Annotated in this window: 14 protein-coding genes; 7 read left to right on the top strand and 7 right to left on the bottom strand. The window is 61.5% G+C overall.

Going from position 1 to position 14,127, the window contains the following annotated elements; translation table 11 throughout:
- Positions 1–53 precede the first annotated feature (53 nt).
- Both ACN6KF_RS08130 and ACN6KF_RS08125 read right to left on the bottom strand, forming a co-directional pair.
- Complete coding sequence (locus ACN6KF_RS08130; protein ID WP_434956360.1) at positions 54–713, bottom strand: GntR family transcriptional regulator; 660 nt, start codon at positions 711–713, stop codon at positions 54–56.
- Positions 714–790: 77 nt separating this feature from the next.
- Positions 791–1,678 (bottom strand): dihydrodipicolinate synthase family protein, encoded by an 888-nt coding sequence (locus ACN6KF_RS08125; protein ID WP_434956359.1) that lies wholly within the window; start codon positions 1,676–1,678, stop codon positions 791–793.
- Positions 1,679–1,886: 208 nt separating this feature from the next.
- On the opposite strand from ACN6KF_RS08125, the gene ACN6KF_RS08120 reads away from it, so the two are divergent.
- A complete protein-coding gene (locus ACN6KF_RS08120) occupies positions 1,887–2,378 on the top strand; it encodes an MEKHLA domain-containing protein (RefSeq protein WP_434959635.1) in 492 nt (163 codons plus the stop codon).
- Between the two features lie 4 nt (positions 2,379–2,382).
- Here the strand turns inward: ACN6KF_RS08120 and ACN6KF_RS08115 are convergent, their stop codons facing one another.
- Both ACN6KF_RS08115 and ACN6KF_RS08110 read right to left on the bottom strand, forming a co-directional pair.
- Positions 2,383–2,862, bottom strand: a complete 480-nt coding sequence (locus tag ACN6KF_RS08115) for a DUF2938 domain-containing protein (RefSeq protein WP_434956358.1) — start codon at positions 2,860–2,862, stop codon at positions 2,383–2,385.
- 65 nt (positions 2,863–2,927) lie between these two features.
- Entirely contained in the window at positions 2,928–3,458 is a 531-nt protein-coding gene (locus tag ACN6KF_RS08110; protein ID WP_434956357.1) for a regulatory protein RecX, read from the bottom strand.
- Positions 3,459–3,591: 133 nt separating this feature from the next.
- Here ACN6KF_RS08110 and ACN6KF_RS08105 point away from each other — a divergent pair, with 133 nt between their 5' ends.
- Positions 3,592–4,248, top strand: a complete 657-nt coding sequence (locus tag ACN6KF_RS08105) for an HAD family hydrolase (RefSeq protein WP_434956356.1) — start codon at positions 3,592–3,594, stop codon at positions 4,246–4,248.
- Between the two features lie 84 nt (positions 4,249–4,332).
- Here ACN6KF_RS08105 and arfB read toward each other — a convergent pair whose 3' ends face one another.
- Positions 4,333–4,776 (bottom strand): alternative ribosome rescue aminoacyl-tRNA hydrolase ArfB, encoded by a 444-nt coding sequence (gene arfB / locus ACN6KF_RS08100; RefSeq protein ID WP_434956355.1) that lies wholly within the window; start codon positions 4,774–4,776, stop codon positions 4,333–4,335.
- Between the two features lie 126 nt (positions 4,777–4,902).
- On the opposite strand from arfB, the gene uvrA reads away from it, so the two are divergent.
- Positions 4,903–7,827: an excinuclease ABC subunit UvrA gene (uvrA, locus tag ACN6KF_RS08095; protein ID WP_434956354.1), complete on the top strand. Its 2,925-nt coding sequence runs from the start codon at positions 4,903–4,905 to the stop codon at positions 7,825–7,827.
- Positions 7,828–8,047: 220 nt separating this feature from the next.
- Positions 8,048–8,848, top strand: coding sequence for an extracellular solute-binding protein (locus ACN6KF_RS08090; RefSeq protein ID WP_434956353.1), 801 nt, complete (start codon positions 8,048–8,050; stop codon positions 8,846–8,848).
- A gap of 18 nt (positions 8,849–8,866) precedes the next feature.
- Here the strand turns inward: ACN6KF_RS08090 and ACN6KF_RS08085 are convergent, their stop codons facing one another.
- Entirely contained in the window at positions 8,867–9,856 is a 990-nt protein-coding gene (locus ACN6KF_RS08085) for a hypothetical protein (RefSeq protein ID WP_434956352.1), read from the bottom strand.
- 646 nt (positions 9,857–10,502) lie between these two features.
- Here ACN6KF_RS08085 and ACN6KF_RS08080 point away from each other — a divergent pair.
- The 3 genes from ACN6KF_RS08080 (at position 10,503) to ACN6KF_RS08070 (ending at position 13,103) form a co-directional block, all read left to right on the top strand.
- A complete protein-coding gene (locus tag ACN6KF_RS08080) occupies positions 10,503–10,658 on the top strand; it encodes a YjiS-like domain-containing protein (protein ID WP_434956351.1) in 156 nt (51 codons plus the stop codon).
- A 371-nt stretch (positions 10,659–11,029) separates the two neighbouring features.
- The gene (gene trmFO, locus ACN6KF_RS08075; RefSeq protein WP_434956350.1) at positions 11,030–12,442 is read left to right on the top strand and encodes a methylenetetrahydrofolate--tRNA-(uracil(54)-C(5))-methyltransferase (FADH(2)-oxidizing) TrmFO; all 1,413 of its coding nucleotides are present in this window, start codon (positions 11,030–11,032) and stop codon (positions 12,440–12,442) included.
- Between the two features lie 199 nt (positions 12,443–12,641).
- Complete coding sequence (locus ACN6KF_RS08070; protein WP_434956349.1) at positions 12,642–13,103, top strand: tetratricopeptide repeat protein; 462 nt, start codon at positions 12,642–12,644, stop codon at positions 13,101–13,103.
- 128 nt (positions 13,104–13,231) lie between these two features.
- On the opposite strand, the gene ACN6KF_RS08065 is transcribed toward ACN6KF_RS08070, so the two are convergent.
- The gene (locus tag ACN6KF_RS08065; protein ID WP_434956348.1) at positions 13,232–14,119 is read right to left on the bottom strand and encodes a phytoene/squalene synthase family protein; all 888 of its coding nucleotides are present in this window, start codon (positions 14,117–14,119) and stop codon (positions 13,232–13,234) included.
- Between the last annotated feature and the right edge of the window lie 8 nt (positions 14,120–14,127).

The raw sequence follows: 14,127 nt of genomic DNA, 5'->3' as shown, positions 1-14,127 counted from the left end.
TTCCTTCTCCCAAAGCTTCTTTTGGATCGTCTGTCTTGTGGATCGTCCTGGCGCTAAACCTTCAGCGCCAGGGCACGGGCGTTGTTGATGTGTTCGGCGATGGCGTCCACCGCCTTTTGCGGCTCGCGGCTCTCGATGGCAGCGAGAATGGCCAGATGCTCGCGCATCACCGGCACCACCCGGCCATCGATGCGAAAACGCTCCTGGTTGATCAGGCGCATCTTGATCGAATTGACGCGGTAGGCCTTGGCGATGATCTCGTTACCGGTTGAGTCGATGATGGTGTCGTGCAGGTTCCAGTCGATCGCCTGCGCCTGCTCCACCATCTCGGGCGCCAACTCTTCCGACAGTCCCCTGGCCAGCATGTCCTCATGTTCATGGCGCAGCTTCGCCAGCAAGCCATCGGAAGCCGAAACGGTGAAGAGCGCGATGGCTTCCTTTTCCAGGAATAGCCGGAACTGAAAGGCATCCTTGATCAGGCTGAGATCGATATGGGCGATCTGGATGCCACGTTGGGGGATGGTGGAGAGCAGGCCCTCCGCCTCCAGGCGCGGCACGAGTTCGCGGATGGCCCCGAGCGGCAGGCCAGTCAGCGCCACCAACTCGCGTTGGGATACGAACTGGCCGGGACGAACATCGCGCGCCAACAAATGGCGGGTGAAACTGGCATAAGCCTTTTCCCGCAATCGCAGCGGTTCGCCGCCCTCCTCCATCCGTCCCTCCCTGGCCCGGAGAAAAATGCGATTTTTCCCAATCGCAATTTGCTCCAGCTCCTTGTTTTAGTGCGTCTCTAGGCCGCCTTCGTCTGCTCGATGCGGTCGAACAAGCCGGCCAGCCTCTTGGCATCCTGCTCCGGCAACGCCACCAGAGGCGCCCTTGTGGTCGACCATGCTGCATCACCGGTGCGATGGGCAACCAGGGCCTTGACCGCCGGGATGACCGGATAGTGGACGAGTTCGTCGACGAGGGCGATCAGTCCCGCATCGTCCCGTCCTTCGTGAACCATCGGCAGCATGCGCCCGGGACAGATATTCGCCATGCCGGAGATCGCCCCCTGCCCGCCCAAGCGCACGCCGGCCGCCAGGCCTCGCTCGTCGCCGATCAGGATGGCGAGATCGCGATGGGCTTCGAGGAGGGCCTGGGTGAACGGCCAATTGCCCGAGGAATCCTTGACGCCGGCCACAACTGCCGGAAACGCCTGCTTCAGTTGCCCAATCAGGGCCACTGAAAGCTCCACGGCGGTGACCGAGGGTATGTTGTAGAGATAGACATCCCTTGCCTTCGGCCCGATCGCCGCAAACACGGCAGCGAACCAGGCAAACAGGCCGTCATCCCTCAGCCCCTTGAAATAGGAAGGCGGCGCCAGCAGCACGCCGCGGCAACCGGCATCCAGCGCCTGCCGAGCTTGCGCCGCAGCATCGGCAACGGCATTTGCCATCACGCCAACCACGATCTGCCGCGCCTCGATGCCATCAGCCAGGAAGGACGACAGCAAGGCTTCACGCTCGGCGGAAGCGATCGACGCCCCCTCCCCGGTCGTGCCGAACAGCGTGACGCTGCCGCAACCATTGGCGAGGCACCAGCGTGCATGCGGGATGGCACGGGCGACGTCGACCTGCCCATCGCCATCGAAGGGTGTGGCCAATGCCACCGAAAGGCCAAAAAATTGGTGCGTCATCCCTGTCATCCATCGAATTTTCAATATACAATCTTCGATAACAGACTGACATGTCAGCCGCAAGTCAGGCCGGAAGTTTTGTCTGATCAATTTCAACCGTCGGACTTGACCTGCTGTCATCAGGCAACGAGATTTGTTGCGTGTAACCGGCAGCTCCCGCTTCGATGCGCCCGCTGCGCGGCCTCATCCTCACAACCGCCATACGATCATGACATTAAGCCCTGAGCTCGCCGAGACCTGGCCGGATCTTGCCGGCAATACCGATTTCGCCGCTTTGCTCGATCATAGCCTCCGTCGCCTGACAGGGCGCGGCCTTTTCCCAGCTCCTCCGGCCGACCGGGCAGACGCCGCGTGGCTCTACGCCGAGGCGCCCTTCTGTCTTCTGGCCCACGACACCAGGGCCGATCCTGTTTTTATCTATGGAAACAAGGTCGTACAGGATTGTTTTGAATACAGCTGGGAGGAATTGACGCAGTTGCCCTCCCGCCTGTCGGCGGAGTTTCCGAATCGTGACGAACGCCAGCGCCTGCTCGACACCGTCAAGAAGCAGGGATTCATCGCCGACTATCACGGCGTGCGCATTGCCAAATCCGGCCGACGCTTCTTCATCGAAAATGCCACAGTCTGGGAAGTGATCGACGAAGCGGGCAACCGCCACGGCCAGGCCGCCCTGTTCGCTTCGTGGCGCGACCTGCCCTGACCCATCAGCGGATGATCAGCGCCGTCCCCCACAGGCCAACCGCAAATACCGTGTGCGCGACCAGATTGAGTAGGCGCACCTTGGTGGGATTGGGCGTTTTCGACGCAGCCCAGCCGATGCCAAGCCCGGGCTGCAGCAAGAACCAGCCGGCCCCCACCGTGACGATGCCGAGGATCCAGGCCGGCAGGAATGTCGGGTCGGACAGCCAGGCCGCACCAGCGAAGATCACCAGGATCACGCCGTAGAGAATGCCGACCACGTAATGGCCGATCCAGCCCAGTGCCAATTCATGGGCGTAGGGTGCGGCCTTGCCGATATCGTCATGGAAGACACGGCCCTCTTTCAGATGCCAGAACCAGCGGCCCACAGGCGCCCAGTTGGGCAGGTTCTCACCGAAGAATTTGTGCAGCAGGATCGCCCACAGATCCATGAGGACCGTTGCGCCAACGCCGATCGCAACGCCGCGCCAGAAAAGTTCGAACATGCCGATTCCACCAAGAGGACTGTATTCATCATACAAAACACGCCGCACCCGGCCGATGCAAGATTTCAAACCTCGAGAAGAGCACGGATTTCGTCGGGATCCGCGGTAACGATGCGGCGGGCCAGCCAGACAGCAAAGCCTCCGCGTGCCAATATCGCAATCTCCCGCTCGAGCTCGGCATCGCGGTCGGTCCGCCGCCAGGGGCCAATGCGCCGGCGCTGCGCCAGCCGGGCAGCGGCTCTTTCTTCAGCTTCATCGCGGTCCTCCCCCGCAAGGGCCTGGGCCACCAAGGTGCGATCAACCCCCTTGGCCGCCAGGGCGGCACCGATCCTGCGGGCGGAAAAGCCGCGGCTGCGCCCGGCATGAAGGCGGGCCTCCACGAAACTGGCATCGTCGATGAAACCGAGCTGCCTGCAATAATCGATGGTGCGCTCGATCATTTCGGCGACTTCGATTTCCGGGTCCAATTTGCGACGCGCCCGCCGCAGCAAGACCTGGCGGAGATTGGCGACGCTGGTCGATCGCTGGCCGAGATAATGGAGCGCGGACTTGCGCATCCAGCTTTCTTCGCGGCTCAGGGACGGGATGATGGACATGGCAGCCTCGAATTGTTGGAAAGAACTTGCCGGAACGCATGGCAGCGCGCCATCATGTCCCTGGCTCGGGCTCACCTTGACAAGAATTGCGACACGCCGGCCTCTGCACGTCTTCTCGGATCAGGCGGTTCCCATGCCCTTCTCTCTAGTGATTTTCGATTGCGATGGCGTTCTCGTCGACAGCGAGATCCTGTCGGCGGAAGTCGAAGCCGAGGCCCTGTCGGCCCTCGGCGTAAAAGTCACCCCGCATGACGTGATGCAGCGCTTTCTCGGTCTGACCCAGGAAGCCTTGGAAGAGCGTTTCGAGCAGGATTTCGGGCTCAAGCTGCCACCGGACCATGCCGAGACTACGCGCCGCATGCTTCGGGCCGCCTATGTGGCGCGTCTGGAACCGATTCCGGGCGTGCGCGAAGTGCTCCAAACCCTGCCGATGCCCTTTTGCGTGGCTTCCAACAGCCCGCCGGCCAAGCTCGGTCTCGGCCTCAGCATCACCAACCTGTTCGAGCTCGTCTATCCCAACATCTTCAGCGCAAATCTGGTGGCACAGGGAAAACCGGCCCCGGACCTGTTTTTGCATGCCGCGAGGGCTCTCGGTGTGGATCCCGCCAAGACCGTGGTGGTCGAGGACAGCGTGGTCGGCATCAAGGCAGCCAAGGCCGCCGGCATGACGGTGATCGGCTTTGTCGGCGGACTGCATCATATGCCCCCCAGCGAGGAAACCCTGGTGGCAGCCGGTGCCGACTACATCGCCGAGACGATGGACGAAGTGAAGGCGCGCATCCTGGCCTGATCCCGGCAGTCTGCCCCGAAAAGCAAACGGCGAAATCTCAAAAGCTCCGATTTGCCGTGCCCGGGCTTCGTCCTCGGCCGGACCTCAATCCACGGAGAACTTGCCGCCACGCAGCGATTTCACGTTTGAGCGGCGCGATTTCGATTCCAGCCGCCGCGCCTTGGCGGCCTTGGAGGGCTTCGTCACCTTGCGGGGCGGCGGCGGCGGCGTGGCGGCCTCCCGCAGGAGAGCGACCAACCGCTCGCGCGCGTCCTCGCGATTACGCTCCTGGGTGCGGAAGCGCTGGGCAACAATCACCAGCACGCCCTCCTGCGTCAGCTTCCTGCCCGCCAGCTTCTGGGCTCGGATGGCGACGTCGTTCGGGAGCGAGGGCGACCTGCGGATATTGAAGCGCAACTGCACCGCCGTCGACAGCTTGTTGACATTCTGTCCGCCGGGCCCCGAGGAGCGCACGAAGTCCTCATCGATCTCGCGCTCGTCGATGAACAAGGTGGGGTTAATCTCGATCATGGCGCGTGCATAACCCATCGGAACTCGGGGTGCCGCAAAATTTTGCGGATAAGTTCACGAATTGTTCTTGTTTTTTCACCAGCCCTCCTTCAATTTGCGAGCCAAAGCGCCTATCTCTCGACAAAAGCCCACAGGATCGTCCGTATGTCTGGCCGCCCCATCTCCGGCAGCGCTGTTCCGTCGCCTGCCGACCGCCGCTTCATCACCGTGCGCGGCGCGCGCGAGCACAATCTCAAGAATGTCGATCTGGAAATCCCGCGTGACAAGCTCGTGGTGTTCACCGGCCTGTCCGGCTCGGGCAAGTCCTCGCTCGCTTTCGACACCATCTATGCCGAGGGACAGCGCCGCTATGTCGAGAGCCTTTCGGCCTATGCGCGCCAATTCCTCGAAATGATGCAGAAGCCGGACGTCGACCAGATCGACGGCCTGTCGCCCGCCATTTCGATCGAACAGAAGACAACCTCGCGCAATCCCCGCTCGACGGTGGCGACAGTCACCGAGATCTACGACTATATGCGCCTGCTCTGGGCTCGTATCGGCATTCCCTATTCGCCGGCGACCGGGCTGCCGATCGAAAGTCAGACCGTCAGCCAGATGGTCGATCGCGTCATGGCCATGCCAGAGGGCACCAGGCTGTTCCTGCTCGCGCCGGTGGTGCGCGGGCGCAAGGGCGAATATCGCAAGGAACTCGCCGACTTCCTCAAGCGCGGCTTCCAGCGTGTCAAGATCGACGGTACCTTCTACGAGATCGCCGACGCCCCCGCCCTCGACAAGAAGCTCAAGCACGATCTCGACGTGGTGGTGGACCGCATCGTGGTGCGCGCCGATATCGCCAGCCGCCTGGCTGATTCCTTCGAGACGGCCTTGGAGTTGGCCGACGGCATCGCCGTGGTCGAACTGGCCGATCAGAAGGAGGCCGACGGCTCATCCAAGCGCGTGATGTTCAGCCAGAAATTCGCCTGCCCGGTTTCCGGCTTCACCATTCCGGAGATCGAGCCCAGGCTGTTCTCCTTCAACAACCCCTTCGGTGCCTGCCCGTCCTGCGACGGCATCGGCACCGAGATGACGGTCGATCCCGTCCTGGTGGTGCCCGACGAGACCCTGTCGCTGCGCAAGGGCGCGCTGGCGCCTTGGGCGAAATCCACCAGTCCCTATTACAGCCAGACCGTCGACGCCCTCGCCAAGCATTACAAGTTCGGCGTGACCACGCCCTGGAAGGACCTGCCGGAGAAGGTGCAGCAGGTGTTCCTCTATGGCTCGGGCGAGGAGCAAATCGTCTTTTCCTTCGATGACGGCCTGCGCTCCTATGAGACACGCAAGGCCTTCGAGGGCGTGGTGACCAATCTGGAGCGACGCTGGAAGGAGACCGATTCAGAACAGGCCCGCGAGGATATTTCGCGCTTCATGGCCAATACGCCGTGCAAGGCTTGCGCCGGTTTCCGCCTGAAACCGGAATCCTTGGCGGTAAAGGTCACGCACCGCCATATCGGCGAGATCTCGGCAATGTCGGTGCGCCAGGCCCAGCATTGGTTCGAGGCCTTGCCGGCCGAACTCAACGCCAAGCAGACCGAGATCGCCGTCCGTATTCTCAAGGAGATTCGCGAACGCCTGCGCTTCCTCGTCGATGTCGGTCTCGATTATCTGACGCTGGCCCGTAACTCCGGGACCCTGTCGGGTGGCGAGAGCCAGCGTATCCGCTTGGCCTCCCAGATCGGCTCCGGCCTCAGCGGCGTGCTTTATGTGCTGGACGAACCTTCCATCGGCCTGCATCAGCGCGACAATGAACGCCTGCTCGAAACATTGCGGCGGCTGCGCGAACTCGGCAATACGGTGATCGTGGTCGAGCATGACGAGGATGCCATTCTGCAGGCCGACTATGTGGTCGATGTCGGCCCCGGCGCCGGCGTGCATGGTGGGCGCGTGGTGGCCCACGGCACGCCTGCCGAGGTGATGGCCAATCCGGCGTCTCTCACCGGCAAATATCTTACCGGAGAGCTGGCGGTACCCATGCCGGCCGAACGGCGCCGGCGCCAGAAGGGCAAGGCGCTGAAGCTCACCGGCGCCCGCGGCAACAATCTCAAGGATGTCTCGGTCGAGATTCCGCTCGGCCTGTTTACCTGCGTCACCGGCGTATCGGGCGGCGGCAAGTCGACGCTCCTGATCGACACCATCTACAAGGCGGTCGCCCGCAAGCTGAACGGCGCGCTCGAACATCCCGCTCCCTTCGACAAGCTCGACGGCCTGGAACTGATCGACAAGGTCATCGACATCGACCAGTCGCCGATCGGCCGTACGCCGCGGTCCAATCCGGCCACCTATACAGGTGCCTTCACGCCCATCCGCGAATGGTTCGCCGGCCTGCCGGAGGCGAAGGCGCGCGGCTATCTGCCGGGGCGCTTCTCCTTCAACGTCAAGGGGGGCCGCTGCGAGGCGTGCCAGGGCGACGGCGTCATCAAGATCGAGATGCACTTCCTGCCCGACGTCTATGTCACCTGCGACGTCTGCAAGGGCAAGCGCTACGACCGTGAGACGCTGGACGTTCGCTTCAAGAATAAGTCCATCGCCGACGTGCTCGACATGACCGTCGACGAGGGAGCTGAATTCTTCAAGGCGGTGCCGACCATCCGCAACACCATGGAAACGCTGGCACGAGTGGGCCTCGGCTATGTCAAGGTGGGCCAGCAGGCGACCACCCTGTCGGGCGGCGAGGCCCAGCGCGTGAAGCTCTCCAAGGAATTGTCGCGCCGCTCGACCGGACGCACACTCTACATCCTCGACGAGCCGACCACGGGCCTGCATTTCCACGATGTCGCCAAGCTGCTGGAAGTGCTGCATGAACTGGTCGAGCAGGGCAACACCGTGGTGGTGATCGAACACAACCTCGAAGTCATCAAGACGGCCGACTGGGTCATCGACATGGGTCCCGGAGGGGGCGACGCTGGCGGCGAAGTGGTCGCCGAAGGCACGCCGGAGGCGATCATTCGCGAGCCTCGCTCCCATACCGGGCGCTTCCTGCGGGAAGTCATGGAGCGTCGCCCCCAGCGGCGCCAGGGCGAAGCGGCGGAATAGAAATCCTTGGGACCGTAGGCGTCCCCGCCTGTTCCTGGCAAAGCCGCCCCGGCGACAAGGCAGATGCAGGTGGTCGCCCCGGGTCCCAGACAATGCATCTTGCCGGGCATCCTTGCTTGTCCCCCGGCAAGGCCATTGCCAAGTGGAGGCTCTCGCAGCTATCGCTATAGCCATTCATATATAGCGAATCGCCACGCCACTCCGTTTCCGGGAAAAACAAATGCTCAGGATCGTGCTCGCCTCTTGCCTGGCCCTTGGAAGTGTCGCGGCCCGGGCCGACGAGGTAGTACTCTACGGCGCGGGAAGCCTGCGCGCCGTGCTGACCGATATCGCCCAGGATTTCAGCAAGAAGAGTGGCATCAAGGTGCGTACCGCCTTCGGCCCCTCAGGGTTGATGCGGGAAAAGATCGAGCAAGGCGACAAGGTCGACATCCTGGCTTCGGCGGACATGGCCAGTCCCCGCCAGTTGCAAAGGGATGGCCGGGCGAGTGCCGTCGTCATGTTCACCCGCAACCGGCTTTGCGCCTTTGCCCTGCCGGAAGCCAGGCTCGCCGTTGTCAACTTTGCCGAACGCCTGCTCGATCCCGCCGTGAAGCTCGGCACGTCCACGCCCAAGGCCGACCCCGGCGGCGACTACACCTGGGCCATGTTCCAGCTGATCGACAAGCGAAATCCGGGTGCTTTCGCCAAGCTCGATGCCAAGGCCCAGAAGATCGTCGGTGGCTCGACCGCCTCCACTCCCGCCGGGCAAGATCCGATTGCCGATGGTTTCAAGAGCGGTCAGATCAATGTGATGATGGGTTATTGCAGTGGCGCGGCACAACGCAAGGCCGTCACGCCGAACCTCGAGGTTATCCAGGTGCCCGAAGCCTATGAGACCGGCCCGGAATATGGCCTGGCTCTGGCACGGACCGACAATGCCGCCGCCGTGGCGCTGATGCTAGCGATCCTCTCCCCGGAAGGTCAGGCCGCCTTCGGCAGATACGGTTTTGCACCGGTCGGCTTGCCGGCTCAGCCCTGAGCGAAACGAGGAATCCGATCACGCCATTGGCATCGACTGCCCTGCACTCTCCCTTGGTTTGCATGATGGAAGAACGCCATAGCCAGGGGAGCTATCCGCGTTTCCTGCCGGAAACTCGGTGTGGACATTGCCTGCAGCCCCCAGCCACAGATGACGCCAATGAACCAGAATGGCGCGAAAACGCCCGGCCACGGGCCGGCGTAGCGGCACCGCCGCCAGCAGAACGAGTGCCGATAGCAGCAGGCTCATTCGGCCGTTGATCTCGCGGCCCGACCGGCTGACGGCGGAGATTGGTGTCGCCCGGAGCCAGGGCAAGCGAAACAGCGCAAGAATGGCGTGGATGTCGTCCTCATACAGACGCCCGTCGACGAAGCCATTGGCAACCTTGTTGCCGCCGACGGGTTCGGTATGCCGAACCGGAAATTCATCGATCACGGCAAAATCGCCCGGCCCTTCGGCGACGAGATTGCACCAGACGAGGTCGATGCCGCTTTCGTATCCTAAGGCGTAGAGCGGTGCGATCCGCTCGAGAATGTCATGCCGGAAAACCGGACACATCATCTCCACGAAGTTGAGATACCGCAGGGCATATCGCTTCTGCTGTAGCAGGCAGGCATAGGTGAAATGACTATCCCATGTCAGCGCCGGTTGCGCGATCTTGAGATTATACTGATCACAGCGCGAAAAAATTCCACTTATGGAGGAAGGAGTCGCGCTGATATCATCATCAAAGAAGCAGATGTATTTATATCGACCAAGAAACTCCGCGTGTTCACGCAAAAGCCCATCGTAGCCGGCGACCTTGCTACCGGATCGATACTCGAAATAGACGCCATCGCCCGCGATAGCGGGCAAGCTGGTATCGTAGCTGCTTAAAAAGACATCGTAATTTCTATCCGCACTCGCAGCCAGCCACTGCGCGTGAAGACTTTTCGGCCCTATCCGAGCAACCAAGAGATATTTACGAGGTCTCTTCTCCAGGCCGTCCTCTGTACCGTTCCTCGTCATTGCTCCAGTCTCCCGCTAAGCTTCCAAAAGTTCGGTGAACTTCGGAACCACGCAAGTTAAAAGGCCAGATTTAATCAATATATCCTTCCATTAAGAGGGATATAGAAGATATACCTGCAATTAATATTGGTTTTATATTTCAACAAAACCCGAAGAGCGCATAATTTAACGCCCTCTTCGCTCCGGAATATGCCTAGTTTTCATGCTCCCTATAGCATACCGACACCTTGGGAAGCCAAGTCCAACTTTGGTATATGGCGGTACTACTGATGGCAGCGCGCACTAGGTCTCGGCATGAGCTCCAGGGACCCAGATTAGGCATGCCCCCTGCCATTTGGCCCTGGCCGCGGGTTCAGACGCTCGTGGGAGCATTCGAATGGATACAATCATGCGTTCCCCCGACTGCTCCGTTCTGAAGCCATCACGCCTTGCGGGCGGAAGAGGCATGCACCATATGCATCCAGTGGCCACCCGTTAGGTCAATTTTGACGATTTTTTAACAATGGCAACTTTGCGACATGCAAAAATTGCATGATCGTTGTGCGGTGCAGCATCTACCTCATTCGACGAAAAGGCTGCATATAGAGAATGTGAACGGCGTTGAGGAATTCGCTTCAACGCAGGTTCGCAGAAGAGGAACCTTATCATGTTGTTCGCAGCTTTGATCGAACGTGTCCGTATCTGGCGCCGTGAGCGCGAGACGCTGGCCGAGCTCAGGCGCTTGAACGTACGCGATTTGGCCGACATCGGTATCAACCCTGCCGACGTTCGCGCTATCGCGCGTCAGGCTGCCCGCGCCTAATCACGCAGGTGATGACCAATGGGCTGTTCAGCTCATTGGTACAGTTTCGACGATCCACCAGCGCGTCCATCTTTTGCAGTGGAAAGTCGTATCGTTTCTGTCGGCTGAAGCGTTTTGCGATTTGGTAGTCCCGCCAAGAATCGCAAGGACGCGTCGAAATGAGTGAGAGCAAACAAGCGTTTCCGTCTAAACACGCTTTGCTCTAGCTATGTCGGCCGACAATCGGGCAGCGATTTCATCGCACCTAAACGGGAAGTAGTGGGTGCCCGCCTTGCTGGAACAGGGCCAAGCGCCACATAGCCGCCCCCTCAGGGCGGCTTTTTGTTATGCTGGTGCTTCAATCATGAGGCCCGATGGTCTAAAAGCCGGGCATGACAATCACCCCCGTTCATATCATCGGCGGCGGCCTCGCCGGTTCCGAAGCCGCATGGCAGATCGCCCAGGCAGGCGTGCCCGTCATCCTGCACGAGATGCGCCCCGTTCAGCCGACCGAGGTCCATAAGACCACGGACTTCGCCGAGCTCGTCTGCTCCAACTCCTTCCGCTCCGACGATGCGCAGACCAATGCCGTCGGCTTGCTTCACGAGGAGATGCGCCGGCTGGATTCCGTGATCATGGCCTGCGCCGACGACCACAAGGTTCCGGCAGGCGGTGCCCTGGCGGTGGACCGAGATGGTTTCTCGGCTGCGGTGACGGAACGCTTGGCATCCCATCCCCTAATCGAGATCCGGCGCGAACATGTCGACGGCCTGCCGCCGGCGGACTGGGACAACGTCATCGTCGCCACCGGTCCCCTCACCTCCAAGCCCCTTGCCGATGCAATCGCAGCCCTGACCGGCGAAACCTCCCTTGCTTTCTTCGATGCGATCGCGCCGATCGTGCATCGCGAATCCATCAACATGGACATCGCCTGGTATCAGTCGCGCTACGACAAGCCGGGTCCGGGCGGCACCGGTGCCGACTATATCAACTGCCCCCTCAGCAAGGAGGAATACGAGGTCTTTCTCGATGCCGTTCTCGCCGGCGGCAAGACCGGTTTCAAGGAGTTCGAAGGCACGCCCTATTTCGATGGCTGCCTGCCGATCGAAATCATGGCGGAGCGTGGCCGTGAAACCCTGCGCTTCGGACCACTGAAGCCGGTTGGCCTTACCAACCCGCGCAACCCCAGCGTCAAGCCCCACGCCATCGTGCAACTGCGCCAGGACAATGCGCTCGGCACGCTTTACAACATGGTCGGGTTCCAGACGAAGCTGAAATATGCTGAACAGGTGCAGGTGTTCCGCATGATTCCCGGGCTCGAAAATGCCGAATTCGCTCGCCTTGGCGGGCTACATCGCAACACCTATCTGAACTCACCCGTGCTGCTGGACGAAACGCTTCGCCTGAAAACGCAGCCACGCCTGCGTTTTGCCGGCCAGATCACCGGATGCGAAGGCTATATCGAGAGCGCGAGTGTCGGCCTGATGACGGGCCGCTTTGCCGCCGCCGAGCGCCTGGGTCGACCGATGGCCACGCCCCCGGCCACCACGGCCCTCGGAGCGCTGCTCAACCACATCACTGGCGGTCACCTCGTCAGCGAGGATGCGGGGCCGCGCTCCTTCCAGCCGATGAATGTCAATTTCGGCCTGTTCCCTCCTCTTGAGGTCTCGCCCAAAGGGGAAGATGGAAAGCGCCTGCGCGGCAGCGAAAAGACTCACGCCAAGAAAAGGGCGATGAGCGCCAGAGCCTTGGAAGCCCTGGAGGGCTGGAAGAAGGCGGCGGCCGGCGAACATCTCCCAGCCTGAGCGTGATCGTATGGTGCCCTTGCGACGGGAAGCTCTACCTGGGTGACTTCCGTCCCGGGACATGAGGCAGGATGGGCGCGGGCTCCAGAACGATGTAGCTTGCTATCCGTTCCTGCCCGGCCCACGTCGTGGCGAGAACCGAAGATCCGACCGACGACGTTCACCACCCCGCCTCGTCATTTACAAACAGGATCCTGCCATGCTCCGCCTCCATGGCCTCGCCTCCGCCCTGGCCCTCGTCCTCGTTGCAGGCCCGGTCTGGGCCGCCGACACCTCGTCCGATGCGCCTGCTGCCGCGACCGCGACCGACCTCGCGCCCATCCGGGCCCAGATCAAGGCGGCGGACTACAAATCCGCCATCGCAGCCCTCCAGCCTCTGGCGGACCAGGGTTCGAAGGACCCTGACGTCTACAATCTGCTTGGCTTCAGCCTGCGCAAAAGCGGCGACCGCAAGACCGCGCAGACCTTCTATGAGAAGGCGCTTGCCATCGATCCCAACCACAAGGGAACCCTGGAATATCAGGGCGAGCTCTTCGTCGAGAACGGCGACATTCCGAAGGCCCAGCAAAATCTCGCGGCGCTGGTCAAGCTCTGCCCCAATGGCTGCGAGGAGCGTGAAGACCTCGAAAAGGCGCTGACACAGGCTGCCAAGCCGAAATAACTCGCCGCAGCGTTACGACTGTTTTCGACTGGAGAAAGTGCGATTTCTTCGAACCGCACTTCTCTCCATGTCTTTGTTCTGACGTATTTTCTTAATCGAAAAGTCCATCAACTTTTCTGGAAAACGCTCTAGCGCAGCCGGCGTGAGAAACGCCACAGATGCCATTGACTGCGCCATTGCGGTAATTCGGCTTCATGGCGGAACCAGTCAAAACCCGGGCGGGTCATCCGCTTGAGCAAGGGCCTGACCAGCGCAAGGCCGATATAGGCGGGTGCCGCCGCACTGGGCACGGCAGGCAGCAATTGCTCCGCTGCGTCCAGATGATGCAGCGCTGCCCCAGCGAGCTCACCGAACATCGCGCGCATCTCGCCGGTGCTGCGTCCATTCAACAGATCTTCGCGAGCTGTGCCGTGCTTGAGGGCAAGATCGGCCGGCACGAAGATCTGCCCCCGGGCCGCGTGCCGGGCAGCCTGTTTCATCAGGCAGGCTATGCCATAGGCCACGCCGGCGTGCCCGGCGAGATCGGCACTGCCGGCATCGCCGCCATCGGCAAGAATGAGACTGGCCAGGCGAAACAGACTTGAATAGGTCTCGCCGCAATAGCCTTCCAAATCGGTGATGCTCTGCAGCAGATCGTCATAGAGATCATGCGTGTGGGCGTCGATCAGGGTCACAAGAGCGGAAACCGGCAGGTGGTAGCGATCAATCGCGGCCATCAGTTCGGAGGCAACGGGATGCCCCGATATCTGCCCCCTCGCCTGCCCCTCCAGCAGGTCCCGCCACCATTGCAGGCGGACTTCGCCGGGGAGCGGCTCCGACACCATGTCCCTCACGCGTTCGATCTCGCTGTTGAAGGCATAGAGCGCATTCAGGGCGCGTCGGTGCTCGGCGGGCGCAAACAGGTTGGCGAGCCAGCGATTGCGATCGTGCTCGCGCAGCAGACTCTCGCAATAAGCCTGGTTGCTCATGCTGATATTGGAATTGGCCAGGGAACCGGTTTGGCGAGCGGCGCTCATGACAAGAT

The sequence above is a fragment of the Labrys methylaminiphilus subsp. lupini genome, assembly GCF_051161885.1.
GTDB lineage: Bacteria > Pseudomonadota > Alphaproteobacteria > Rhizobiales > Labraceae > Labrys.
The sequence above is the reverse complement of the archived record's forward strand: the minus strand, read 5'-3'. Positions and strand labels throughout refer to the sequence as shown.

What these genes read in the sequence shown, in the direction of transcription:
- ACN6KF_RS08130 (WP_434956360.1), bottom strand. Translation starts at nt 713, where the DNA reads ATGGAGGAGGGCGGCGAACCGCTGCGATTGCGGGAAAAGGCTTATGCC.
- ACN6KF_RS08125 (WP_434956359.1), bottom strand. Translation starts at nt 1,678, where the DNA reads ATGACGCACCAATTTTTTGGCCTTTCGGTGGCATTGGCCACACCCTTC.
- ACN6KF_RS08120 (WP_434959635.1), top strand. Translation starts at nt 1,887, where the DNA reads ATGACATTAAGCCCTGAGCTCGCCGAGACCTGGCCGGATCTTGCCGGC.
- ACN6KF_RS08115 (WP_434956358.1), bottom strand. Translation starts at nt 2,862, where the DNA reads ATGTTCGAACTTTTCTGGCGCGGCGTTGCGATCGGCGTTGGCGCAACG.
- ACN6KF_RS08110 (WP_434956357.1), bottom strand. Translation starts at nt 3,458, where the DNA reads ATGTCCATCATCCCGTCCCTGAGCCGCGAAGAAAGCTGGATGCGCAAG.
- ACN6KF_RS08105 (WP_434956356.1), top strand. Translation starts at nt 3,592, where the DNA reads ATGCCCTTCTCTCTAGTGATTTTCGATTGCGATGGCGTTCTCGTCGAC.
- arfB (WP_434956355.1), bottom strand. Translation starts at nt 4,776, where the DNA reads ATGGGTTATGCACGCGCCATGATCGAGATTAACCCCACCTTGTTCATC.
- uvrA (WP_434956354.1), top strand. Translation starts at nt 4,903, where the DNA reads ATGTCTGGCCGCCCCATCTCCGGCAGCGCTGTTCCGTCGCCTGCCGAC.
- ACN6KF_RS08090 (WP_434956353.1), top strand. Translation starts at nt 8,048, where the DNA reads ATGCTCAGGATCGTGCTCGCCTCTTGCCTGGCCCTTGGAAGTGTCGCG.
- ACN6KF_RS08085 (WP_434956352.1), bottom strand. Translation starts at nt 9,856, where the DNA reads ATGACGAGGAACGGTACAGAGGACGGCCTGGAGAAGAGACCTCGTAAA.
- ACN6KF_RS08080 (WP_434956351.1), top strand. Translation starts at nt 10,503, where the DNA reads ATGTTGTTCGCAGCTTTGATCGAACGTGTCCGTATCTGGCGCCGTGAG.
- trmFO (WP_434956350.1), top strand. Translation starts at nt 11,030, where the DNA reads ATGACAATCACCCCCGTTCATATCATCGGCGGCGGCCTCGCCGGTTCC.
- ACN6KF_RS08070 (WP_434956349.1), top strand. Translation starts at nt 12,642, where the DNA reads ATGCTCCGCCTCCATGGCCTCGCCTCCGCCCTGGCCCTCGTCCTCGTT.
- ACN6KF_RS08065 (WP_434956348.1), bottom strand. Translation starts at nt 14,119, where the DNA reads ATGAGCGCCGCTCGCCAAACCGGTTCCCTGGCCAATTCCAATATCAGC.